This is a genomic window from Pseudomonas sp. B20(2017), assembly GCF_002113125.1.
Taxonomy (GTDB): Bacteria; Pseudomonadota; Gammaproteobacteria; order Pseudomonadales; family Pseudomonadaceae; genus Aquipseudomonas.
On record NZ_NEJP01000008.1, the window covers coordinates 182978 to 205707 of the forward strand.

Consider the following 22730-nt stretch of genomic DNA (forward strand, 5'->3'; position numbering starts at 1 on the left):
GTAAACAAAGGCGCGCCACCCGATTGGGGTGGCGCGCTTTTTTTGTGTCCAAAATTTTTTGGCTGATCAGGTCAGCTAAAAAGCCGCCCTTGTTTTGGTTCTTATTATCATCTAATAATAAATCTCATTATCGGATGAGCCCAGGATCATGAGTTCTGCCTTGCACGAGCAGTCGTACCTCGAAAGCTGGCGCTGGATGAGTCGCCAGATCCGTTGCGCGATGGATCCCGACGAACCGCGCCTGATCGAGCATTACCTGGCTGAAGGTCGATACCTGGCCTGCTGCACGGCGACCTCGCCCTGGACGGTCGCCGAAACTTCTTTCCGTCTGCTGCTCGACACGGCCACCGACATCGCGTTGCCGTGGCACTGGCGCAGCCTCTGTCTCGATCAAGCCTGGCGCCCGCTGCGTGAAATGGAGCGCCTGTCACTGTGCAAATGCCGGCTCAAACGCTGGCAAAGCTACACCTGGCAATTGGCGACCCGCGAGTTGCTTCCCTCGATTCCTCTCATAGAACTGGTGCAAGGATTTTCAGATGACCAAGACACGTATTGAGCGCGACAGCATGGGCGAACTGCAGGTGCCGGTGGACGCTCTCTACGGCGCGCAGACCCAGCGTGCAGTGGATAACTTCCCGATCAGCGGCAAGCCGATGCCGACCCAGTTCATCCGCGCCCTGATTCTGGCGAAAGCGGCAGCCGCCCGCGCCAACGTCGAACTCAACCAGCTCAGCACCGCGCAAGGCAAAGCCATCAGCGATGCCGCCCAAGGTCTGCTGGAAGGCGACTTCATGCAGTATTTCCCGGTGGATATCTTCCAGACCGGTTCCGGCACCAGCTCCAACATGAACGCCAACGAAGTGATTGCCACCCTGGCCAGCCGCCTGCTCGAAGAACCGGTGAACCCCAACGATCACGTCAACTGCGGGCAGAGCAGCAACGACATCATCCCGACCACCATCCACGTCAGCGCCGCGCTGGCGCTACACGAACAATTGCTGCCGGCGCTGCTGCACCTGGTGCAAGTGATCGAGCGCAAGTCCGAACAAGTTCATCACCACGTCAAGACCGGCCGCACTCACTTGATGGATGCCATGCCGGTGCGCATGAGTCAGGTGCTCAACGGTTGGGCGCAGCAGCTCAAGGCCAATATCGGACACCTGCAGGATTTGCTGCCAAGCCTGCAATCCCTGGCTCAGGGCGGCACGGCGGTCGGCACCGGGATCAATGCACATCCGGAATTTGCTGCGCGTTTCAGTCGTCAGCTCAGTCAGTTGACCAACGTCCAGTTCACGCCGGGCAAGAATCTGTTCGCGCTGATCGGTTCGCAGGACACTGCCGTGGCCGTTTCCGGCCAGCTCAAGGCTACCGCCGTGTCGTTGATGAAAATCGCCAACGACCTGCGCTGGATGAACTCCGGCCCGCTCGCCGGCCTTGGTGAAATCGAACTGGAAGGCCTGCAACCTGGCTCGTCGATCATGCCGGGCAAGGTCAATCCGGTGATTCCGGAAGCCACCGCCATGGTGGCCGCGCAGGTGATCGGCAACGACTCTGTGATCACCATCGCCGGTCAGTCGGGCAATTTCGAACTGAACGTGATGTTGCCGATCATCGCCCAGAACCTGCTGAGCAGCATCGAGTTGCTGGCCAACTCCAGCCGTCTGCTGGGCGACAAGGCCATCGCCAGCTTCAAGGTCAACGAATCGAGGCTCAAGGAAGCGCTTTCGCGCAATCCGATTCTGGTGACCGCACTCAACCCGATCATCGGTTACCAGAAGGCCGCCGAGATCGCCAAACAGGCCTACAAACAGGGGCGCCCGGTGATCGACGTTGCGCTGGAGCACACCGACCTGTCGCGCAGCCAGCTGGAAGAGTTGCTCAATCCCGAGAAACTCACCGCCGGCGGCGTGTAAGCACCGCAACCGCTTTGGAGGTTCACCATGGAGCACTGGAAACGCACGATCGAACGGGCCAATCGCTGCTTCATCCTGGGCGAGCTGATCGATGCCCGCGAGGCCTACCTGCAAGCCCTGGCTTTGGCGCAGGTGTTGTTCGAGCGCTGGGCCGATGCCGACGAAGCGGTGGCGGCCTGCGTCATCTCCCACCACAACCTCGCGGATCTGCATCTGCGCCTGAATCAGCCGGAGGAGAGCGCCGAGTACCTGTGCGCGATCCATCAACGGCTGCTGCAGACCATGCAGGACGAGCGCCTGCGCCCGGCGCTGCGTGAAGCGGCGCTGCGACAGAGCAGCAAGACCTACGTCGAGCTGCTCAATTTCATCAGCGAACACGGCGAATACCCGCGCACCCAGCGTTTGCTGCACCCGGATACCGGCAATGCGCGCCGCGCGCCTGCCCCACATCACCATGGAGTTCATTGAAATGGCTTTTACCCTGCCAGCCTTGCCTTACGCCTACGACGCACTGGAACCGCACATCGATGCGCAAACCATGGAGATCCACTACACCAAGCATCATCAAACCTACATCAATAACCTGAACGCTGCGGTCGAGGGCACCGAATTTGCGGAATGGCCGGTGGAAAAACTGGTCGCCAGCGTCCAGCAACTGCCGGAAAAACTCCGTGCGGCAGTCATCAACCAGGGCGGCGGTCACGCCAACCATTCGCTGTTCTGGGAAGTGATGGTGCCCAACGGTGGCGGTAAGCCGGACGGTGCGCTGGCCAAGGCGATCGATGAGCAACTGGGTGGACTCGACAGTTTCAAGGAAGCCTTCACCAAAGCCGCGCTGACCCGTTTCGGCAGTGGCTGGGCGTGGCTCAGCGTGACGCCAGACAAGAAACTGGTGGTGGAAAGCAGCGGTAACCAGGACAGCCCGTTGATGAACGGCAACACGCCGATTCTCGGGCTCGACGTGTGGGAGCACGCTTACTACCTGCAGTATCAGAACCGTCGGCCGGAATACATCAGCGCGTTCTACAACGTGATCAACTGGCCGGAAGTTGCTGCGCGCTATCAGGCCGCGCTGGTTTAAGTCTCCTATAAAAACAATCCAAGGCTGACTATGGGCACTGAAACACTGGCGATCGGAAGTGGGCGTATGTTTCGTTACGCAATCGGTTCGCTGCTGCTGTTGGCGGGCATGACCTTGCTGGTCGCTCACGGCCTGGAATGGCTGAATCTGGAGCCGAGGCTGTCGCGGGCGTTGCAGGGCGGCGCGATCTGCGCCCTCGGCACCGCACTTGGAGCGGTTCCGGTGCTGGTGATCCGCAACATGCCTCAGGCGCTGGGCGATACGCTGCTGGGTTTTGGCGCGGGTGTGATGCTGGCGGCGACAGCTTTTTCACTGATCGTACCGGGGATTGCTTCCGCAGAAAGCCTGGGCCTGAGCCCGTGGGGTGCCAGCGGTCTGATCTGTTTCGGCATCATGCTTGGTGCATTCGGGCTGTATCTGGTTGATCGCCGGGTGTCGGGCGCCTCGCCGGAAATGCTCGTCGGCACTGTCGAGCATCCGGTGATTCCGCCACGGATCTGGTTGTTCGTGTTCGCCATCATTGCCCATAACATCCCGGAAGGCATGGCGGTCGGCGTATCTGCCGGTGGTGGAATGCAGGATGCAGACAGTTTGGCGATGGGCATTGCCTTGCAGGATGTGCCGGAAGGGCTGGTCATTGCTCTGGTGCTGGCTGGTGCGGGGATGTCGCGGGTCAAAGCGTTTTTGATTGGTGCAGCATCAGGTCTGGTCGAGCCGGTGTTCGCGCTGCTCTGCGCGTGGCTGGTCAGTCTTGCCGAATTGTTGCTGCCTTTGGGATTGGCGTTGGCGGCGGGCGCGATGCTGCTGGTGGTGACCCACGAAGTCATCCCTGAGTCGCGCCGCAATGGTCACGAGAAGCTGGCAAGTCTGGGATTGTTGATCGGCTTCTGTCTGATGATGGTGATGGATACGGCGTTGGGCTGAAGCGGGAGGAGGGAGCGCGCTCCCTCGCCTCGAGCGTTTTCAACCACCTTCGTCGAAGTAGTTATTGATCAGGGTCACCAGCGCGTCCATGGCTTCCTGCTCCTGGTGGCCTTCGGTACTCAGGTGGATTTTGGTGCCCTTGCCCGCAGCGAGCATCATCATCGCCATGATGCTTTTACCGTCAACCGTGGTTTCCGGGGTGCGGCCCACTCTGATCGTGCAATCGGGAAACTGACCCGCCACTCCGACGAATTTTGCTGATGCGCGGGCGTGCAGGCCCAGCTTGTTGATGATTTCGATTTCACGAGCAGGCATCGCGGTGTGAATCCTTTAGCTGAGGTCGCGGTGGCGAACCTGGACGTTCTTCAGGGTCTTCTGCAGCGCCTGGCCAAGACGTTCGGTCAGGTAAACGGAGCGGTGATGCCCGCCAGTGCAGCCGATGGCAATGGTGACGTAAGCGCGGTTGCTCGCCGCAAAGCGCGGCAACCATTTGTACAGATACGCATAAATATCCTGGTACATCTCCTCGACCTCAGGCTGCGCCGCGAGATACTCGGCGACCGGCTGATCGAGACCGGATTGCGCACGCAACTCCGGTTTCCAGTACGGGTTCGGCAGGCAGCGTACATCGAACACCAGATCCGCATCCACCGGCATGCCGCGTTTGAAACCGAACGACTCCACCAGAAACGCGGTGCCCGGCTCCGGCTGGTTCAGCAGGCGCAACTTGATCGTGTCGCGTAGCTGATACAGGTTGAGATTGGTGGTGTTGATTTTCAGGTCGGCCAGATCGGCGATCGGACCGAGCAGCGCGGTTTCATCCTGAATGGCTTCGGCCAGCGAGCGGTTGGCGTTGCTCAGCGGGTGACGACGGCGGGTTTCGGAAAAGCGCTTGAGCAGTGTTTCTTCGTCGGCGTCCAGGTAAAGAACGTCGCACTGGATGTGTTTGTTTCGGGCGTCCTCAAGCAGTTCTGGAAAACGTGACAGATGGCTTGGCAGGTTGCGTGCATCGATTGATACCGCCACCAACGGTTGCGCCAGCTCGGTGTGAATCAATGCGCGCTCGGCCAGTTCCGGCAGAAGGCCGGCAGGCAGGTTGTCGATGCAGTAGTAGCCGTTGTCTTCGAGGACATCCAGGGCGGTACTTTTACCCGAGCCGGAACGGCCACTGACGATGATCAAGCGCATGATTACGGCCTGTTCTGTTCTTCCAGTACAACCTGGTACAAGGCTTCGTTGCTTGGCGCGCTGCGCAGTCTATCGCGCACGTCCTTGCGGTCGAGCATGCTGGCGATCTGGCGTAACAGCTCCAGGTGCGCATCGGTGGCGGCTTCCGGCACCAGCAGGACGAACAGCAGGTCCACAGGCGCGCCGTCGATAGCGTCGAAATCGATAGGGGCATCAAGGTGCATCAGCGCACTGATCGGCGCTTCGCAGCCCTTGAGGCGGCAGTGAGGAATGGCGATGCCGTTGCCAAAACCGGTAGAGCCCAGTTTTTCACGGGCAATCAACGCCTCGAAGACATCTTGCATCTCCAGATCCGGGACTTCCCGGGCGATCAGGTTGGCAATTTGTTCGAGGGCTTTCTTTTTACTGCCGCCCGGCACGTTCACCAGGGAACGGCCGGGGGTCAGGATACTTTCAAGTCGGATCATGGGGGTGGGGGTTATCGACCGGTAGCGCCCTGAAGAAGGCTCTGGGTCTTTTCCTTATGCTTTTTGAGTTGTTTATCAAGCTTGTCGGTCAGCGCGTCGATCGCTGCGTACATATCGGTATGCTCCGCGTTTGCGACGACTTCGTTGCCGGGAATATGCAGCGTGGCTTCGATTTTCTGCTTCAGCTTTTCGACGCACATCGTGACTTGCACGTTGGTGATCTTGTCGAAATGTCCCTCAAGCCTCTTGAGCTTTTGCTCAACGTACTCACGGAGAGGTTGGGTAACTTCCAGTTGGTGTCCACTGATGTTGACTTGCATACAGCTTCTCCTTCGTTGCCAGTGCATAAAGCGGCAGGCCGAAGAGCCTGCCACTGGAACGCTGTAACGTGGCTTACATCAACCGCTTGCGTTCGCTCGAAGGCGCGATCCCGAGGGATTCACGGTACTTGGCGACGGTGCGGCGAGCCACCTGAATGCCTTGTGCCTCCAGTAAACCAGCGATCTTGCTGTCACTCAACGGCTTTTTCTGATTTTCCGCGGCAACCAGTTTCTTGATGATCGCGCGGATCGCCGTGGACGAGCATTCGCCGCCCTCGGAGGTGCTCACATGGCTGGAGAAAAAGTATTTCAGTTCATATATGCCCCGGGGGGTATGCATGAATTTTTGCGTGGTTACTCGGGAAATCGTCGACTCGTGCATGCCCACCGCTTCGGCGATGTCATGCAGGACCAGCGGCTTCATGGCTTCGTCGCCGTATTCCAGGAAGCCGCGCTGGTGCTCGACGATCTGGGTGGCCACTTTCATCAGGGTTTCGTTGCGGCTCTGCAGGCTCTTGATGAACCAGCGGGCTTCCTGCAACTGATTGCGCATGAAAGTGTTGTCGGCACTGGTGTCGGCGCGGCGCACGAAACCGGCGTACTGGGCGTTGACCCGCAGGCGCGGCACCGATTCCTGGTTCAGTTCGACCAGCCAGCGCTCGTTGTCCTTGCGCACGATCACGTCAGGCACCACGTATTCGGCTTCGGTAGATTCGATCTGCGAGCCGGGGCGCGGGTTGAGGCTCTGCACCAGTTCGATGACCTGGCGCAGTTCATCTTCCTTGAGCTTCATGCGGCGCATCAGCTGGCTGTAGTCGCGGCTGCCGAGCAAGTCGATGTAATCGGTGACCAGGCGCTTGGCCTCGGCCAGCCAAGGCGTTTTGGCCGAGAGCTGGCGCAATTGCAGCAGCAGGCATTCGCCCAGGTTGCGTGCACCGATGCCGGCGGGTTCGAACTGCTGGATGCGGTGCAGGACGGCTTCGATCTCGTCCAGCTCGATGTCAAGTTCCGGATCAAAGGCGTCGAGGATTTCTTCGAGGGTTTCGTCGAGATAGCCCTGATTGTTGATGCAATCGATCAGGGTGACGGCGATCAGGCGATCGGTGTCGGACATCGGTGCCAGGTTCAACTGCCAAAGCAAATGGCTTTGCAGGCTCTCGCCGGCGGAGGTGCGGGTGGTGAAGTCCCACTCGTCGTCATCGCTGCTTGGCAGGCTGCTGGCGCTGGTCTGGTAGACGTCTTCCCAGGCGGTGTCGACGGGTAGTTCGTTGGGGATTCGCTCGTTCCATTCGCCGTCTTCGAGGTTATCGACTGTCGGCGCGGTCTCCTGATAGGAGGGTTCCTGGATTTCGGTATTGGGCTTCTGTTCGGCGTTGTCGGCCATGGGATCGGAGTTGTCGAAGTCGTCGCCGTCTTCCTGGCGTTCGAGCATCGGATTGGATTCCAGAGCCTCCTGGATTTCCTGTTGCAGATCCAGGGTCGACAATTGGAGCAGGCGGATGGCCTGTTGCAGCTGCGGTGTCATCGTCAGCTGCTGGCCCATTCTCAAGACTAGCGATGGTTTCATGGCAGGGGCTTAACACCTTATTCGCCGGCGCTATGCGCCATCCACTACAGGGCGCCGAAGCGCCAAACTTAAGCAAATTATATGCCCGAAACTGAAGTGTTTGCCTAGAGCGCTGTAACAATAAAACCCTATAAAAAGCCGTTTCATCCACACAGCGCCCGGCGTCCGGCCATGCAGCACAATGCTTACAGGCGGAACTCGTGACCCAGATAGACTTCCTTCACCAGATTGTTGGCGAGGATGGTTTCCGAGTCGCCTTCTGCGATCAGTTGGCCGTCGTTGACGATGTAGGCAGTTTCGCAGATATCCAGCGTCTCGCGGACGTTGTGGTCGGTGATCAATACACCGATGCCCTTGGCCTTGAGGTGGTGGATGATCTGTTTGATGTCGCCCACGGAAATCGGGTCGACACCGGCGAACGGTTCGTCGAGCAGGATGAACTTCGGAGCGGTAGCCAGTGCGCGGGCGATTTCTACCCGGCGGCGCTCGCCACCGGACAGGCTCATGCCGAGGTTGTCGCGGATGTGGCTGATGTGGAATTCCTGCAGCAGGCTTTCCAGTTCCTTTTTGCGGCCGGCCTTGTCGAGTTCCTGGCGCGTTTCTAGGATGGCCATGATGTTGTCGGCCACCGACAGTTTGCGGAAGATCGACGCTTCTTGCGGCAAATAGCCGATACCGGCCTTGGCGCGACCGTGCATCGGCTGGTGGCTGACGTCCAGATCGTCGATCAGTACGCGGCCCTGATCCGCCTGAACCAGACCTACGATCATGTAGAAGCACGTAGTCTTGCCGGCGCCGTTCGGGCCGAGCAGGCCGACGATCTGGCCACTGTCGATCGACAGGCTGACGTCGCGCACAACCTGGCGGCTTTTATAGGCCTTGGCCAGGTGCTGAGCTTTCAGAGTTGCCATTACTGGGTTTTCTCGTCGGTTTTCTTCTTCGGCTGGATCACCATGTCGATGCGCGGACGCGACTCGGTGACCTTGTTGCCGGTAGCGCGACCGGCGCTGGCCAGTTTCTTCACCGTGTCATAGACGATTTTTTCGCCTTGAGTGGTGTTGTTGTCCTTGTCGACGACTTTTGCCTTGTCGATCAGCACAACGCGGTTTTGCTGCGCGTGGTACTGAATGGTCACGCCCCAGCCCTGCACGGGTTTGGCGTCACCCTGGGTTTGCAACTGTTCGAAATAGGCGAGGTTGCCCACCGAAGTCACAACGTCGATGTCGCCGTTCGGCGCCCGGGTCATGGTCACGGTGTTGCCTTTAACAATCATGGAGCCCTGGGTGATGATCACATCGCCCTTGTAGGTCGCCACGCCGTTCTTGTCGTCGAGCTGGGCATCGTCGGCCTGGATGCGGATCGGTTGCTGGCTATCGTTCGGCAGAGCCCAGGCGCTCACGCTTCCCAGTGCTGCGCCCAGACTGAGCAAAATAGGGAGGGTTTTAACGAGCCTCATACTGTCCTCTTACGTTCGATAGCAGGTGTATCCTGCTTTCCTTCAAATACGCTTTCATTCCTACGCCAGTCGATACACCGCCAGCGCCGTCGATTCTAACGGGTTGCTGGGTCTGCGCATATTGTTGCTGCGGGAATACTGTCATACGCGTGGAGGTGATCAGCGTATCGCGGTTCTTTTCATCAGTGCGTTTGACCCGAACCGAGTCGATCAGCTCGACTTCGGTGCCGCCTGAGTTCACTTCACCGCGCTCGCTGGTCACGTGCCACGGAAAATCGGTGCCGCGAAACATGTTCAGGTCAGGCTTGGTGACCAATGTGATGTCGGTCGCCTTGACGTGTTCCGCCTTGTCCGACGTCATTTCGTACTGCACTTTGCCGTCTTCGAGGTACTGGATCGTGTGGGTATTGGTCGCGTACCAGTCGATCGGGCTCTCTTCCGCCGAGACAGGCGGCTTGTCGAGAAAGCGCTCCGGGCTGATGTTCCAGTAACCGACAGCGCCGAAAATCGCCGCGATGCAGCCGAACAGCAGGATGTTGCGAAACTTTTTGCTAAACATGGTTTGACTCACAGGTACGCGTTGTTGGCGGCGTCGAGGCTGCCTTGGGCGCGCAGGATCAGTTCGCAGAATTCGCGGGCGGCACCTTCACCGCCACGGGCCTGGGTGACACCGTGAGCATGCTCGCGCACGAAAGCGGCGGCGTTGGCCACGGCCATGCCCAGTCCGACACGACGGATCACCGGCAGGTCCGGCAGGTCGTCACCCAGATACGCCACTTGTTCATAGCTTAGGCCCAGTTGCTCCAGAAGACCGTCGAGAACGACCAGTTTGTCTTCGCGGCCCTGAAACAGGTGCGGGATGCCCAGGTTTTTTGCCCGGCGCTCGACCACCGGGGTCTTGCGCCCGCTGATGATGGCGGTCTGTACGCCGGCGTTCATCAGCATCTTGATGCCTTGGCCATCGAGTGTGTTGAAAGTCTTGAACTCGCTGCCGTCTTCAAGGAAGTACAGGCGCCCGTCGGTGAGGACGCCGTCGACGTCGAAAACCGCCAGCTTGATGGCTTTGCCGCGTTGCAGCAGATCGGTGCTCATTTACATCACTCCTGCGCGCAGCAGGTCGGAGAGGTTGAAGGCGCCGATCGGGCGATCTTCTTCATCCACGACAACCAGTGCGTTGATTCGGTGGTCTTCCATGATTTTCAGGGCTTCGGCGGCGAGCATCTCGGCGCGGGCGGTCTTGCCGTGCACGGTCATCACCTGGTCGATGGTGGCGCTGTGGATATCAATGCTGCGATCCAGGGTGCGGCGCAGGTCACCGTCAGTGAAGATCCCGGCCAGTTTGCCATCGGCTTCAAGAATGACGGTCATGCCCAGACCCTTGCGAGTCATTTCCATCAACGCGTCCTTGAGCAGGGTGCCGCGCTGTACCTGCGGCAGTTCCTGGCCGGCGTGCATGACATTTTCCACTTTCAGCAGCAGGCGTCGGCCCAGTGCGCCGCCCGGGTGGGAAAAGGCGAAATCTTCGGCAGTAAAACCGCGCGCTTCCAGCAGCGCCACGGCCAGGGCGTCGCCCATGACCAGTGCGGCGGTGGTCGAGGAGGTCGGTGCCAGATTCAGCGGGCAGGCTTCGTGCTCGACGTGAACGTTGAGGTTGACCTCGGCGGCCTTGGCCAGCGGCGATTGCGGGTTGCCGGTGACGCTGATCAACTGGATGCCCAAGCGCTTGATCAGCGGCAGCAGGGTAACGATCTCGTTGGTGGAGCCGGAGTTCGACAGGGCCAGAATCACGTCGTCACGGGTGATCATGCCCATGTCACCGTGGCTCGCCTCGGCCGGGTGCACGAAAAACGCCGGAGTGCCGGTACTGGCCAGGGTCGCCGCAATCTTGTTGCCGATGTGCCCGGACTTGCCCATGCCGACCACGACAACACGGCCCTTGCTGGCCAGAATCATCTCGCAAGCGCGTACGAAATCGGCGTCGATATGGGGCAACAAGCCTTGTACGGCTTCCACTTCGAGGCGGATGGTGCGTTGTGCCGATTGAATCAGGTCGCTGGTTTGGCTCATGTCAGAAATCGTATAGCCCGATGAAAAGGCGGCGATTATAGCGGTTATGTTGAAAAGCCTCACGCAAGTTCGTCGTGCTTTGTCATTCCTCGTTACCAAAACCCTCCAAATAACCCGTGGAGCCCTTCATATCGCAGAATGCGGGGCGGTGCAGGCCTTGGGCGCTTGCCCTTTGCAGTGATATAGTTCGCCGCCAGTTCGGCCTGCCCGGGATGTAGGGGCTTTCCTCAGAAAGCCAGGCATCCGAGTGAGAGGCTGCATCGCAAGGAGTTTAGATGAGTGCCGATAACGCCTACGCGGTCGAGCTGAAGGGAGTCTCCTTCAAGCGCGGTGCGCGGAGCATTTTCAATAACGTCGATATCCGCATCCCGCGCGGCAAGGTCACCGGCATCATGGGGCCTTCCGGGTGTGGCAAGACCACGCTGTTGCGCCTGATGGGCGCCCAGTTGCGGCCATCGAAAGGCGAGGTCTGGGTCAACGGCCAGAACCTGCCGAAGCTGTCGCGCAGCGATCTGTTCGATGCGCGCAAGCACATGGGCGTGCTGTTTCAGAGCGGTGCGCTGTTCACCGATCTCGATGTGTTCGAGAACGTCGCCTTCCCGCTGCGTGTTCATACCGACCTGCCGGACGAGATGATCCGCGATATCGTCCTGATGAAATTACAGGCTGTCGGGCTGCGCGGAGCCATCGAATTGATGCCCGACGAGTTGTCCGGTGGCATGAAACGCCGTGTCGCCCTGGCCCGGGCCATTGCCCTCGATCCGCAGATTCTCATGTACGACGAACCGTTCGTCGGCCAGGATCCGATCGCGATGGGCGTTCTGGTTCGCCTGATCCGTCTGCTCAACGATGCCCTGGGAATCACCAGTATCGTGGTCTCCCACGATCTCGCCGAAACCGCGAGCATCGCCGACTACATCTATGTGGTCGGTGATGGCCAGGTATTGGGGCAGGGCACGCCGGACGAGCTGATGAACTCGGATGATCCGCGTATCCGTCAGTTCATGACCGGTGAGCCTGATGGCCCGGTGCCGTATCACTTTCCAGCGCCGGATTACCGCGCCGATCTTCTGGGGAAGCGCCGCTGATGCGCAGAATTACATTAATGGAGCGTGTGCGTCGTTTCGGCCTCGCCGGAATCGACAGCGTCGCAGTGTTCGGGCGTTCGACCCTGTTTCTGTTTCATGCCTTGCTCGGGCGTGGCGGTATCGGCGGCGGTTTTGGCCTGCTGGTCAAACAGCTGCATTCCGTCGGTGTGATGTCGCTGGTGATCATCGTGGTGTCCGGGATCTTCATCGGCATGGTGCTGGCGCTGCAGGGCTTCAACATCCTGTCGAGCTATGGCTCGGAGCAGGCTGTCGGGCAGATGGTGGCGCTGACCCTGTTGCGTGAGTTGGGGCCGGTGGTGACGGCGCTGTTGTTCGCCGGTCGTGCCGGTTCGGCGCTGACGGCGGAAATCGGCAACATGAAATCCACCGAACAGCTGTCCAGCCTGGAAATGATCGGGGTCGACCCGCTCAAGTACATCATCGCCCCGCGTCTGTGGGCCGGCTTCATTTCCCTGCCGGTGCTGGCGATGATCTTCAGCGTGGTCGGCATCTGGGGCGGTTCGTGGGTCGCTGTCGACTGGCTGGGCGTCTACGAAGGTTCCTACTGGTCGAACATGCAGAACAGCGTGAGCTTCGGTGACGATGTGCTCAACGGCATCATCAAAAGTGCAGTGTTCGCTTTTGTCGTCACCTGGATCGCCGTATTTCAAGGCTATGACTGCGAACCCACTTCCGAGGGGATCAGCCGTGCCACCACCAAGACCGTGGTTTATGCCTCGCTGGCAGTACTCGGCCTGGACTTTATTCTGACCGCTTTGATGTTTGGAGATTTCTGATGCAAAACCGCACCCTGGAAATCGGTGTCGGCCTGTTCCTGCTGGCAGGGATCCTGGCCTTGTTGCTGCTTGCCCTGCGGGTCAGTGGCCTGTCTCCGACTTCGACCACCGATACCTACAAGCTTTACGCATATTTCGACAATATCGCCGGTTTGACGGTCAGAGCCAAAGTGACCATGGCGGGTGTGACGATCGGCAAGGTCACCGCAATCGATCTGGATCGCGACAGCTTCACCGGTCGGGTGACCCTGCAAGTGGATAAAAGCGTCGACAATCTGCCGACCGACTCCACAGCATCTATCCTGACTGCGGGTCTGCTGGGCGAGAAATACATCGGTATCAGCGTGGGCGGGGAAGACACCCGGCTCAAGGATGGTGGAACCATCCACGACACGCAGTCGTCTCTGGTACTGGAAGATCTGATCGGTAAATTCCTGCTCAATACCGTTAGCAAAGACGCCAAATGAGGAGCTTTTGAATGATCTCTACCTTGCGACGTGGCCTGTTGGTGTTGCTTGCGGCACTGCCGCTGGTGGCTAACGCCGTGGCGGCACAATCGGCGCACGATCTGGTTCAGGACACCACGAACCGGATGCTCGCCGACCTGGCGGCCAATAAAGAGAAGTACAAGCAGGATCCGCAGGATTTCTATACGGCGCTGAACACCATCGTCGGCCCTGTGGTCGATGCCGAAGGTATTTCCAAGAGCATCATGACGGTCAAGTATTCGCGCAAGGCAACCCCGGCGCAGATGAAGACCTTCGAGGAAAACTTCAAGCGCGGTCTGTTCCAGTTCTACGGCAACGCCTTGCTCGAGTACAACAACCAGGGCATCACCGTCGATGCGCCCAAGGATGAGTCGGGCGACCGCACCAGTGTCGGAATGACCGTCAAAGGCAACAATGGCGCGATCTACCCTGTGCAGTACACCCTGGAGAAGATCAACGGCGAGTGGAAACTGCGCAATGTGATCATCAACGGCATCAACATCGGCAAGCTGTTCCGTGACCAGTTCGCCGACGCGATGCAGCGCAACGGCAACGACCTGGACAAGACCATCAACGGCTGGGCCGGTGAAGTCGCCAAGGCCAAACAGTCGGCCGAACAGAACGAGAAGCCAGCCCAATGACCGAGTCGGCCATTCGTCTGGACGAAGCCAGCGAGCTGCAGCTCAGCGGCGTGCTGGATTACCGCACCGGTCCCGACCTGCGCGAGCAGGGCCGGGCGCTGATCAAGTCGTGCAATGCCCCGGCATTGGTGATCGATTGTTCGGCGGTGGAGAAGTCCAGCAGCGTCGGTCTGTCGCTGCTGCTGTGCTTCATTCGCGATGCCAAGGCTGCCGGCAAGGCGGTCAGCATCCGCGGGATGCCCGAAGACATGCGCGAAATTGCTCAGGTCAGCGAGCTGACCGAGCTGTTGGCGCAACCCTGAACCCGCATCAATAGAGAAGCCCCCCGTCAGAGTCCTGCGCAGCGGGGTTCGCAGGCGCGGGGCTTTTTTGTATGATGTCCGACCCGTGCGCACAGGGCGCCGATTGAGGTTGAGCATGCAGGCCGTAGAAGTGAAGAGCTTCCTTGAAGGAAAGCTGCCAGGAACGCTGGTGGAAGTTGAAGGCGAAGGCTGCAACTTTCAGCTGAACGTGATTAGTGATGAACTGGCGGCGTTGAGCCCGGTCAAGCGTCAGCAAAGCATCTATGCCCATTTGAACCCTTGGATCGCCGATGGCAGCATCCACGCGGTCACTATGAAATTTTTCAGCAGCGCGGCCTGGGCCGAGCGCACCTGAGCCCTAGGGCGTCGAGATTCTTATGGATAAATTGATTATTACCGGTGGCGCTCGTCTTGATGGCGAGATCCGCATCTCCGGGGCGAAGAACTCCGCCCTGCCGATCCTGGCCGCCACCCTGCTGTGCGATGGCCCGGTTACCGTCGGCAACCTGCCGCACCTGCACGACATCACCACCATGATCGAGCTGTTCGGTCGCATGGGCATCGAGCCTGTGATCGACGAGAAGCTCAGCGTCGAAATCGACCCGCGCACCATCAAGACTCTGGTCGCTCCGTACGAACTGGTGAAAACCATGCGTGCCTCGATCCTGGTACTGGGCCCGATGGTTGCGCGTTTCGGCGAGGCCGAAGTCGCGTTGCCTGGTGGTTGCGCCATCGGTTCGCGTCCGGTCGACCTGCACATCCGTGGCCTGGAAGCCATGGGCGCAGTGATCGACGTCGAGGGCGGCTACATCAAGGCCAAGGCGCCAGAAGGCGGCCTGCGTGGCGCGCACTTCTTCTTCGATACCGTCAGCGTGACCGGCACCGAGAACATCATGATGGCTGCCGCTCTGGCCAAGGGCCGCAGCGTGTTGCAGAACGCCGCTCGCGAACCTGAAGTGGTCGACCTGGCGAACTTCCTCAACGCCATGGGCGCCAAGGTTTCCGGCGCCGGCACCGACACCATCACCATCGATGGCGTCGAGCGTCTGGGTTCGGCTTTCTACAAGGTCATGCCTGACCGTATTGAAACCGGCACCTATCTGGTGGCCGCTGCGGTCACCGGCGGCCGCGTGAAGGTCAAGGACACCGATCCGACCATCCTCGAAGCCGTCCTGGAAAAACTCCGTGAGTCCGGCGCCGAGATCACCACCGGTGAAGACTGGATCGAGCTGAACATGCACGGCAAGCGCCCGAAAGCGGTCAACGTGCGCACTGCGCCGTACCCGGCGTTCCCGACCGACATGCAGGCGCAGTTCATCTCGCTGAACGCCATTGCCGAAGGCACCGGTGCGGTCATCGAGACGATCTTCGAAAACCGCTTCATGCACGTGTACGAACTGCACCGCATGGGCGCGCACATCCAGGTCGAAGGCAACACCGCCATCGTGACCGGCATCGAAACACTCAAGGGCGCGCCAGTGATGGCAACCGACCTGCGTGCTTCGGCGAGCCTGGTGATTTCGGCACTGGTGGCACAGGGCGATACCCTGATCGACCGCATCTACCACATCGACCGTGGTTACGAGTGCATCGAGGAAAAACTGCAGATGCTGGGCGCCAAGATCCGTCGCGTTCCGGGCTGATCGCTGCATCTGGACACAGGGAAGTGTCCGTTGAATTCGTTTTGATCGGGGGTGGCAACGCCCTCGATGTATGTCCGGCGCCGATTGCGACCGGGCATGAGTACCTTGATAAGGACTGACGTTTCCCATGTTGACCATCGCACTGTCCAAGGGCCGCATCCTTGACGACACCCTGCCGCTTCTCGCCGAAGCGGGCATCGTGCCGACCGAGAATCCGGACAAGAGCCGCAAGCTGATCATTCCCACGACCCAGGAAGACGTTCGCCTGTTGATCGTGCGGGCCACCGACGTGCCGACTTATGTCGAGCATGGTGCGGCCGACCTCGGCGTTGCCGGTAAAGATGTGCTGATGGAATACACCGGCCAAGGCCTTTACGAGCCTCTGGACCTGCAGATTGCCCAGTGCAAGCTGATGACCGCCGGCAAGGTCGGCGCGGTCGAGCCCAAGGGCCGCCTGCGTGTCGCCACCAAATTCGTCAACGTCGCCAAGCGTTACTACGCCGAGCAGGGCCGTCAGGTCGACATCATCAAGCTGTACGGCTCGATGGAACTGGCACCGCTGATCGGTCTGGCCGACAAGATCATCGACGTGGTCGACACCGGCAACACCCTGCGCGCCAACGGCCTGGAACCCCAGGAACTGATCGCCACGATCAGCTCGCGTCTGGTGGTCAATAAAGCTTCGATGAAAATGCAACACGCCCGAATCCAGGCGTTGATCGACACCCTGCGCAAGGCAGTGGAGTCTCGACACCGCGGCTGATGTACCTGCGCGACGTTAAGTCGCGCCCGTCTATCCGCCTCATAGCCAGAATCTCAGGTGCCCAAGCGGAAACGACTGCTAAGTTAGGGCGCCTGAGTTTTTGCCATTCCTATGAGGCTCTCGCTATGACCGCACCGACTGCAATTCGCCGACTCAACGCTGCTGACCCGGATTTCGCGCATCATCTGGATCATCTGCTGAGCTGGGAAAGTGTGTCTGACGACTCGGTCAATCAGCGGGTGCTGGACATCATCAAGGCTGTGCGCGAGCGCGGTGACGCGGCGCTGGTCGAGTTCACCCAGAAATTCGATGGCCTGGAAGTCGCTTCGATGGCGGACCTGATCCTGCCGCGCGAGCGTCTGGAACTGGCCCTGACCCGCATCACTGTCCCACAACGCGAAGCGCTGGAAAAAGCCGCCGCTCGCGTGCGCAGCTATCACGAAAAACAGAAGCAGGATTCCTGGAGCTACACCGAAGCCGACGGCACGGTGCTGGGCCAGAAGGTCACGCCACTGGATCGCGCCGGTCTGTACGTGCCGGGCGGTAAGGCGTCGTACCCGTCGTCGGTGTTGATGAACGCGATTCCGGCCAAAGTCGCCGGCGTGACCGAAGTGGTCATGGTGGTGCCGACCCCGCGCGGTGAAGTCAACGAACTGGTGCTGGCGGCGGCGTGCATCGCCGGCGTTGATCGGGTGTTCACCATCGGTGGCGCACAAGCCGTTGCCGCGTTGGCCTATGGCACCGAAAGCGTGCCGCAGGTGGACAAGGTCGTCGGCCCGGGCAACATCTATGTCGCCACTGCCAAGCGTCACGTGTTCGGTCAGGTCGGCATCGACATGATCGCCGGCCCGTCGGAAATCCTCGTGGTATGTGACGGCCAGACCGATCCGGACTGGATCGCCATGGACCTGTTCTCCCAGGCCGAGCACGACGAAGACGCCCAGGCGATTCTGGTCAGCCCGGACGCCGAATTCCTCGACAAGGTCGCCGCGAGCATCGACAAACTGCTGCCGACCATGGATCGCGCGACCATTATTGAAACCTCGATCAATGGCCGTGGAGCCCTGATCCACGTGCGTGACATGGCCCAGGCCATCGAAGTTGCCAACCGCATCGCCCCGGAACACCTTGAGCTGTCGGTCGCCGACCCGCAGGCCTGGCTGCCGCAGATCCGCCACGCCGGCGCTATCTTCATGGGCCGCCACACCTCCGAAGCGCTGGGCGACTACTGCGCAGGTCCGAACCACGTTTTGCCGACCTCCGGCACCGCGCGTTTCTCCTCGCCGCTGGGCGTGTATGACTTCCAGAAGCGTTCGTCGATCATCTTCTGCTCCGAGGCCGGTGCTTCGGAGCTCGGCAAGACCGCATCGATCCTGGCCCGTGGCGAATCGCTGAGCGCCCACGCGCGCAGCGCCGAATACCGCATCAAAGACGAAGTGAAGGGGAACTGAACATGAGCAAATTCTGGAGCCCGTTCGTCAAGGATCTGGTGCCGTATGTACCGGGCGAGCAGCCGAAGCTGACCCGTCTGGTCAAACTCAACACCAACGAAAACCCGTACGGCCCGTCGCCAAAAGCCCTGGCGGCGATGCAGACCGAACTCAACGACAACCTGCGTCTGTATCCGGATCCGAACAGCGACCTGTTGAAAAACGCCGTCGCCAAGTACTACGGAGTGCTGAGTAACCAAGTGTTCCTCGGCAACGGTTCGGATGAAGTGCTGGCGCACATCTTCCACGGCCTGTTGCAACACGATCAGCCGATCCTGTTCCCGGACATCAGTTACAGCTTCTATCCGGTCTACTGCGGCCTGTACGGCATCAAGTTCGATGCGGTGCCGCTGGACGCGCAGTTCCGGATCAACCCGGCCGACTACACCAAGCCGAACGGCGGGATCATCTTCCCTAACCCGAACGCTCCGACCGGTTGCCTGCTGGCGCTGGAAGCGGTCGAGCAGATTCTCAAGGCCAGCCCGGATTCGGTCGTGGTGGTCGACGAGGCCTACATCGACTTCGGCGGCGAAACCGCGATCAGCCTGGTCGACCGTTATCCGAACCTGCTGGTGACTCAGACCCTGTCCAAGTCCCGTTCGCTGGCGGGCCTGCGGGTCGGTCTGGCGGTCGGCCATCCGGATCTGATCGAGGCGCTGGAGCGGATCAAGAACAGCTTCAACTCCTACCCGATCGATCGCATGGCGAATGTCGGCGCGGCGGCGGCGTTCGAAGATCGCGAATACTTCGACAAGACCTGCGCACTGGTCATCGAGAGTCGCGAATGGGTGGTTGCGCAGTTGCAGGCCAAGGGCTTTGAAGTGTTGCCGTCAGCGGCGAACTTCATCTTCGCCCGGCATCCCCAACACGATGCGGCGGGGCTGGCAGCCAAACTGCGTGAACAGGGCGTGATCGTGCGCCACTTCAAACAGGAAAGGATTGCTCAGTTCCTGCGGATCTCGATCGGCACGCCGGAGCAGAATCAGGCGTTGATCGATGGGCTCGGCGATCTCTGATACACCGCCGATGCTGTGGGAGCGAGCCTGCTCGCGATAGCGGACGGACAGTCGCATCTGTGCTGGCTGACTCGACGCAATCGCGAGCAGGCTCGCTCCCACATCAATCTGTATTGATTACTCGTGATGTGGCTCGCCCAAAAACGTCAACGAGCTGAACAGCCCTCGACTATTAACGTCCGGGCTGTCCTTCACCGGCACTTCCACCTGCGCCGCAATTACATTCAATCCCTCATTACGCACCAGCACCCGCGCGCGGCCTTCCTTGTCGGTTACAGTGGTCAAGGTATTCGGCGCGCTGCGGTAATCACCGATCAACTTTACGCCCGCCGCCGGTTTGCCATCCAGCAACACCCGCACCGGCAATGATTTCCCCGGCCCGACGGTCAGAGGATCGACCTCCGGCAAAATCAGCAATTTGATCTGATCCAGTTTGGGCAGCTTCGCTCCCGGCTGATAAATCGCCAGGCTGTACTTGAGTGTCTCGGTCGACTCGATGGCGCCCGGGACTTTGCTGCGCCCCTCGTTGATCCATTTCTTGTCGGCGGTTTGCGACCACATGCCGTTGTTCAGGGCCACGGCCAACACCGCCGGCGGTTTCAACGGTTGCAGGCGGGCGTGATCCGCCAGGCGCTGCACACTGACGGGAATCATCTTGCCGCTCGCGTCAAAGGCCCACGCCCCGCTGACTTTTTGTGGTTTGAACGCATTGTCCTCGGCACCGTGGCCGTAGACGACTTCGATATTGCCGCGCCGTTGTTCGGTCCACAAACCATGGGCCGAGGCGTGAGTGGCGAACAGGGCGGCGATGAGCAGCAGGGATTTGCCGTATTGCATGGTGACGTCCTTTTACAGGTTGAGTGTCAGGCTAACCGTGAAATTGCGCGGCTCGCCGGGGTTGACCCAGTAGTTGCTGTACGAGCGCTCGTAATACTTTTCGTCGAACAGGTTGTTCAGGTTCAGGCCGAGAGTGACGGTGTCGCTGGCCTTGTAATGGGCCAGCAGGTCGACGGTGTGATAGGCCGGCAGCTCGAAATCGCTGCCGGAATCACCTGAGCGGTCACCGACGTAGGTGAACGCCGCGCCGATATCCGAGCCGCGCAAGCGGCCGTCCTGAAACTCGTAGACACCCAGCAGGCTGCCGCTGCGTTTGGCCACCCCGAGGATGCGGCTACCGGCAGGAATCGCGGCATCACCCTTGGTGACTTCGGCGTCGATCCAGGCGAAGGCGCCGATCACCCTGACGGCGTCGGTGACTTGCCCGGTGACTTGCAGATCGAAACCCCGGCTGCGGGCCTTACCCATGGCGCGGCTGGTGTCGGTGCCCGGGTCGAGGGCGAGGACGTTTTCCTTGTCGATATGGAAGAAGGCGAGGGTGCTGCTTAACCGTTCGTCGAACAGCTCGTTCTTGACGCCGATTTCGTAACCCACGCCTTCTTCCGGATCGAAGGATTTGCCAGCCGCATCGAGGCCGTTGTTCGGTTTGAATGAGGTCGAGGCGTTGGCGAACAGGCCGGTGTCCGGGGTCAGTTGATAGAGCAGGCCGGCACGTTGGGTGAGCGCGTCGTGGGTCTGGCGGCTGGTGGTGTTTCGGCTGTGGTCATCGATGTCTTGCTCAAAGTGCTCGAAGCGCGCCCCGATCATCCCGCGCAGTTTTTCGCTGAAGACGATTTGATCCTGCAGGTTCAGCGCATGGCTTTCGACGTGTTCGAAGAAGTCTGTGCCGGAGCGTGCACCGTTGGGCTTCGGTTGGCCGTACACCGGGTTATAGATATCGATGGCGTAAGGCCCGCCGGCGATGGTGGTGATGCGCTCGTTCTTGCGGAAATTCTCGTACTCGCTGCCGATCAGCAGTTCGTGCTGCCAGGTGCCGAGGTCGAACAGGCCGCGCAGTTCCAGCTGGGTGATGCTGTCGTGCCAGTTGGTATCGCGTTCGCGATAGCGGCGGTTGACTGTGTGGCCATTGGCATTCAAAGGGCGGTTTTCGGAGGCGAATCCCCAGAGTTTGCCTTCCTTGTAATGGCTGGCCAGGCGCAGTTTCCAGGCATCGTTGAGGTGGTGCTCAAGCGTGGCTTGCAGTCTGTTGTTGTGATTGTCGATGTTGCCGTCGTTCGGCTCACCGAGGAATGTCGAGCGCGAGACGCCGCTCCATTTATTGTTTGGCGCAACGATGCCGCGGTCGAAGGTTGAGCTATGACGCACGAATTCGCTCTCCACCAGCAGGCTGGTGTCCGGGGTCAACTGCCAACTGAAAGAGGGGGCGACGAAGACGCGTTTGCTGTCGACGTGATCGCGAAAGCTGTTGTTGTCCTCGACCGCGAGGTTGATCCGCGACAGCACATCACCCTGATCATCCAGCGGCGTGTTGACGTCCAGCGCGGTGCGATAACGATCCCAACTGCCGGCACTGGTTTGCAGGGTAGTGAATGTTCCGGGCAGCGGTTTTTTGGTGACGATGTTCACCGTGCCACCCGGATCGCCTCGCCCGTACAGGCTGGCGGCTGGTCCTTTGAGCACTTCGATGCGCTCGATGTTGGCGGCGTCCGGTGTGCTCGGATAACCACGGTTGGCGCTGAAACCGTCCTGGTAAAACTCAGAGGTGGTGAAGCCGCGCACGCTGTATTCGTAAAGCGTCAGGCCGCCGAAGTTGTTTTGCTTCGACACGCCACCGGCGAAATCCAGCGCGCGTTCTACGCTGGTGCTGCCCAGATCCTTGAGCACGCTGGCGGGCACCACGCTGATGGCCTGCGGAATATCGCGGATCGCGGTGTCGGTTTTGGTGGCGCTGGACGAGCGGGTAGCGCGATAGCCTTTGACCGGGCCGGCAGGGGATTCGTAATCGGAGATGACGCTGATGGCGTCGAGTTCAAGCGTTTGCGGTTCATCTGCAAACGCGGGATCGCCAAGCAGGCCAAGGGTCAGGCCGAGGAGGGAGGCCTTTTTTCGAGACGACATGTTATGTTGTTCCAATGTGCTAATTGAAACAATATAACATGCCTGTTGAGAATGTCTGTTATTCGCGCCAATAACGCGAGCAAAGTCTTACTCTTCTTTTTCCTTCATCGGTTCCGGTGGCGGACGCAGGCCGATCTCGGCAGTCAGCTTCAACTCCTTGCCATTGCGCATCACCTGAATCGTGACCTTGTCGGTCGGTTTGATCCGCGCTACCTGGTTTATCGACTTGCGGCCATCGCCGGCCGGTTCGCCGTCGATGCTCAGAATCACGCCACCCAGTTGCAGGCCAAGGGCTTCGAAGTGCTGCCGTCAGCGGCCAACTTCATCTTCGCTCGGCATCCGCAACACGATGCGGCAGGGGTGGCGGCCAAACTGAGTGAACAGGGCGTGATCGTGCGCCACTTCAAGCAGGAGCGGATTGCCCAGTTCCTGAGGATCTCGATCGTTACGCCGGAGCAGAATCAGTCGTTGATCGATGGGCTCGGCGATTTGTGATTGTTGAATGAACACAGTTCCCGGTATATGACCGGGAACTGTTGTTCGGCAGTGACCATCAACCCTGTA

General features: G+C 59.9%; 27 protein-coding genes and 2 pseudogenes. 16 read left to right on the plus strand and 13 right to left on the minus strand.

Translation table 11 applies throughout. From position 1 onward, the window contains the following. Nucleotides 1-148: 148 nt before the first annotated feature. The 5 genes from CAF63_RS14115 to CAF63_RS14135 are packed head-to-tail and all read left to right on the plus strand — an operon-like array spanning nucleotide 149 to nucleotide 3918. A complete protein-coding gene (locus tag CAF63_RS14115; RefSeq protein WP_085685718.1) occupies nucleotides 149-556 on the plus strand; it encodes a FagA protein in 408 nt (135 codons plus the stop codon). Beyond that, nucleotides 537-1913 (plus strand): aspartate ammonia-lyase, encoded by a 1377-nt coding sequence (locus CAF63_RS14120; RefSeq protein ID WP_085685720.1) that lies wholly within the window; start codon nucleotides 537-539, stop codon nucleotides 1911-1913. Before CAF63_RS14115 ends, CAF63_RS14120 begins: the two co-directional genes overlap by 20 nt. A 27-nt stretch (nucleotides 1914-1940) precedes the next feature. After that, nucleotides 1941-2381: a hypothetical protein gene (locus CAF63_RS14125; protein WP_064593392.1), complete on the plus strand. Its 441-nt coding sequence runs from the start codon at nucleotides 1941-1943 to the stop codon at nucleotides 2379-2381. Between the two features lies 1 nt (nucleotide 2382). After that, nucleotides 2383-2994 (plus strand): superoxide dismutase, encoded by a 612-nt coding sequence (locus tag CAF63_RS14130; RefSeq protein ID WP_085685847.1) that lies wholly within the window; start codon nucleotides 2383-2385, stop codon nucleotides 2992-2994. 30 nt (nucleotides 2995-3024) lie between these two features. Further along, complete coding sequence (locus CAF63_RS14135) at nucleotides 3025-3918, plus strand: ZIP family metal transporter (RefSeq protein WP_085685722.1); 894 nt, start codon at nucleotides 3025-3027, stop codon at nucleotides 3916-3918. A gap of 39 nt (nucleotides 3919-3957) precedes the next feature. Here CAF63_RS14135 and CAF63_RS14140 read toward each other — a convergent pair whose 3' ends face one another. From CAF63_RS14140 to CAF63_RS14185, 10 genes are all read right to left on the minus strand, one after another. Then, nucleotides 3958-4233, minus strand: coding sequence for an HPr family phosphocarrier protein (locus CAF63_RS14140; protein ID WP_085611337.1), 276 nt, complete (start codon nucleotides 4231-4233; stop codon nucleotides 3958-3960). Nucleotides 4234-4248: 15 nt separating this feature from the next. Then, a complete protein-coding gene (rapZ, locus tag CAF63_RS14145; RefSeq protein ID WP_085685724.1) occupies nucleotides 4249-5106 on the minus strand; it encodes an RNase adapter RapZ in 858 nt (285 codons plus the stop codon). 2 nt (nucleotides 5107-5108) lie between these two features. Beyond that, entirely contained in the window at nucleotides 5109-5573 is a 465-nt protein-coding gene (gene ptsN / locus CAF63_RS14150; protein WP_007953580.1) for a PTS IIA-like nitrogen regulatory protein PtsN, read from the minus strand. Between the two features lie 11 nt (nucleotides 5574-5584). Then, entirely contained in the window at nucleotides 5585-5893 is a 309-nt protein-coding gene (gene hpf / locus CAF63_RS14155; protein WP_007953578.1) for a ribosome hibernation-promoting factor, HPF/YfiA family, read from the minus strand. A gap of 73 nt (nucleotides 5894-5966) precedes the next feature. Further along, the gene (locus CAF63_RS14160; RefSeq protein ID WP_011332472.1) at nucleotides 5967-7460 is read right to left on the minus strand and encodes an RNA polymerase factor sigma-54; all 1494 of its coding nucleotides are present in this window, start codon (nucleotides 7458-7460) and stop codon (nucleotides 5967-5969) included. Nucleotides 7461-7645: 185 nt separating this feature from the next. Next, the gene (gene lptB, locus CAF63_RS14165) at nucleotides 7646-8371 is read right to left on the minus strand and encodes an LPS export ABC transporter ATP-binding protein (RefSeq protein ID WP_085685726.1); all 726 of its coding nucleotides are present in this window, start codon (nucleotides 8369-8371) and stop codon (nucleotides 7646-7648) included. After that, nucleotides 8371-8916, minus strand: coding sequence for a lipopolysaccharide transport periplasmic protein LptA (lptA, locus tag CAF63_RS14170; RefSeq protein ID WP_085685728.1), 546 nt, complete (start codon nucleotides 8914-8916; stop codon nucleotides 8371-8373). The genes lptB and lptA overlap by 1 nt, the downstream gene beginning before the upstream one ends. Further along, on the minus strand, nucleotides 8903-9475 hold the full coding sequence (gene lptC, locus CAF63_RS14175; RefSeq protein WP_007953568.1) for an LPS export ABC transporter periplasmic protein LptC: 573 nt from the start codon (nucleotides 9473-9475) through the stop codon (nucleotides 8903-8905). The genes lptA and lptC overlap by 14 nt, the downstream gene beginning before the upstream one ends. An 8-nt stretch (nucleotides 9476-9483) precedes the next feature. Then, the gene (locus tag CAF63_RS14180; RefSeq protein WP_011332476.1) at nucleotides 9484-10008 is read right to left on the minus strand and encodes an HAD family hydrolase; all 525 of its coding nucleotides are present in this window, start codon (nucleotides 10006-10008) and stop codon (nucleotides 9484-9486) included. Further along, complete coding sequence (locus CAF63_RS14185) at nucleotides 10009-10983, minus strand: KpsF/GutQ family sugar-phosphate isomerase (RefSeq protein WP_011332477.1); 975 nt, start codon at nucleotides 10981-10983, stop codon at nucleotides 10009-10011. It lies immediately after the preceding gene. A gap of 275 nt (nucleotides 10984-11258) precedes the next feature. Between CAF63_RS14185 and CAF63_RS14190 the strand changes: the two genes are divergently transcribed. The 10 genes from CAF63_RS14190 to hisC all read left to right on the plus strand — a co-directional run bounded on the left by CAF63_RS14190 (nucleotide 11259) and on the right by hisC (nucleotide 19211). Further along, a complete protein-coding gene (locus CAF63_RS14190; RefSeq protein ID WP_085685731.1) occupies nucleotides 11259-12071 on the plus strand; it encodes an ATP-binding cassette domain-containing protein in 813 nt (270 codons plus the stop codon). After that, nucleotides 12071-12868 carry a lipid asymmetry maintenance ABC transporter permease subunit MlaE gene (gene mlaE / locus CAF63_RS14195; protein WP_007953561.1) on the plus strand — a complete coding sequence of 266 codons (798 nt, stop codon included), beginning with the start codon at nucleotides 12071-12073 and terminating at the stop codon, nucleotides 12866-12868. The genes CAF63_RS14190 and mlaE overlap by 1 nt, the downstream gene beginning before the upstream one ends. Next, nucleotides 12868-13335, plus strand: a complete 468-nt coding sequence (mlaD, locus tag CAF63_RS14200) for an outer membrane lipid asymmetry maintenance protein MlaD (protein ID WP_007953559.1) — start codon at nucleotides 12868-12870, stop codon at nucleotides 13333-13335. Before mlaE ends, mlaD begins: the two co-directional genes overlap by 1 nt. Nucleotides 13336-13346: 11 nt before the next feature. Continuing rightward, nucleotides 13347-13997, plus strand: coding sequence for a phospholipid-binding protein MlaC (locus CAF63_RS14205; protein WP_039769300.1), 651 nt, complete (start codon nucleotides 13347-13349; stop codon nucleotides 13995-13997). Next, nucleotides 13994-14299, plus strand: a complete 306-nt coding sequence (locus CAF63_RS14210) for a lipid asymmetry maintenance protein MlaB (RefSeq protein ID WP_007953557.1) — start codon at nucleotides 13994-13996, stop codon at nucleotides 14297-14299. Before CAF63_RS14205 ends, CAF63_RS14210 begins: the two co-directional genes overlap by 4 nt. A 115-nt stretch (nucleotides 14300-14414) precedes the next feature. Further along, nucleotides 14415-14654: a BolA family protein gene (locus CAF63_RS14215; protein WP_039769303.1), complete on the plus strand. Its 240-nt coding sequence runs from the start codon at nucleotides 14415-14417 to the stop codon at nucleotides 14652-14654. Nucleotides 14655-14676: 22 nt separating this feature from the next. Beyond that, nucleotides 14677-15942 (plus strand): UDP-N-acetylglucosamine 1-carboxyvinyltransferase, encoded by a 1266-nt coding sequence (murA, locus tag CAF63_RS14220; protein WP_085685733.1) that lies wholly within the window; start codon nucleotides 14677-14679, stop codon nucleotides 15940-15942. Nucleotides 15943-16069: 127 nt separating this feature from the next. After that, the gene (hisG, locus tag CAF63_RS14225; protein WP_007953554.1) at nucleotides 16070-16705 is read left to right on the plus strand and encodes an ATP phosphoribosyltransferase; all 636 of its coding nucleotides are present in this window, start codon (nucleotides 16070-16072) and stop codon (nucleotides 16703-16705) included. Between the two features lie 125 nt (nucleotides 16706-16830). Beyond that, the gene (gene hisD / locus CAF63_RS14230; RefSeq protein ID WP_007953552.1) at nucleotides 16831-18156 is read left to right on the plus strand and encodes a histidinol dehydrogenase; all 1326 of its coding nucleotides are present in this window, start codon (nucleotides 16831-16833) and stop codon (nucleotides 18154-18156) included. Nucleotides 18157-18158: 2 nt separating this feature from the next. After that, on the plus strand, nucleotides 18159-19211 hold the full coding sequence (gene hisC, locus CAF63_RS14235) for a histidinol-phosphate transaminase (protein WP_085685735.1): 1053 nt from the start codon (nucleotides 18159-18161) through the stop codon (nucleotides 19209-19211). 117 nt (nucleotides 19212-19328) lie between these two features. On the opposite strand, the gene CAF63_RS14240 is transcribed toward hisC, so the two are convergent. The 3 genes and pseudogenes from CAF63_RS14240 to CAF63_RS14250 form a co-directional block, all read right to left on the minus strand. Further along, a complete protein-coding gene (locus CAF63_RS14240; protein ID WP_085685737.1) occupies nucleotides 19329-20048 on the minus strand; it encodes a DUF4198 domain-containing protein in 720 nt (239 codons plus the stop codon). Nucleotides 20049-20060: 12 nt separating this feature from the next. After that, nucleotides 20061-22166: a TonB-dependent siderophore receptor gene (locus CAF63_RS14245; RefSeq protein WP_085685739.1), complete on the minus strand. Its 2106-nt coding sequence runs from the start codon at nucleotides 22164-22166 to the stop codon at nucleotides 20061-20063. A gap of 87 nt (nucleotides 22167-22253) precedes the next feature. Further along, nucleotides 22254-22454 (minus strand): annotated as a pseudogene (locus CAF63_RS14250) (PDZ domain-containing protein); the annotation flags it as partial. Between CAF63_RS14250 and CAF63_RS14255 the strand changes: the two are divergent. After that, a pseudogene (locus CAF63_RS14255) lies at nucleotides 22443-22661 on the plus strand (aminotransferase class I/II-fold pyridoxal phosphate-dependent enzyme); the annotation flags it as partial. The pseudogenes CAF63_RS14250 and CAF63_RS14255 sit on opposite strands and share 12 nt — an antisense overlap. Nucleotides 22662-22730: the final 69 nt, after the last annotated feature.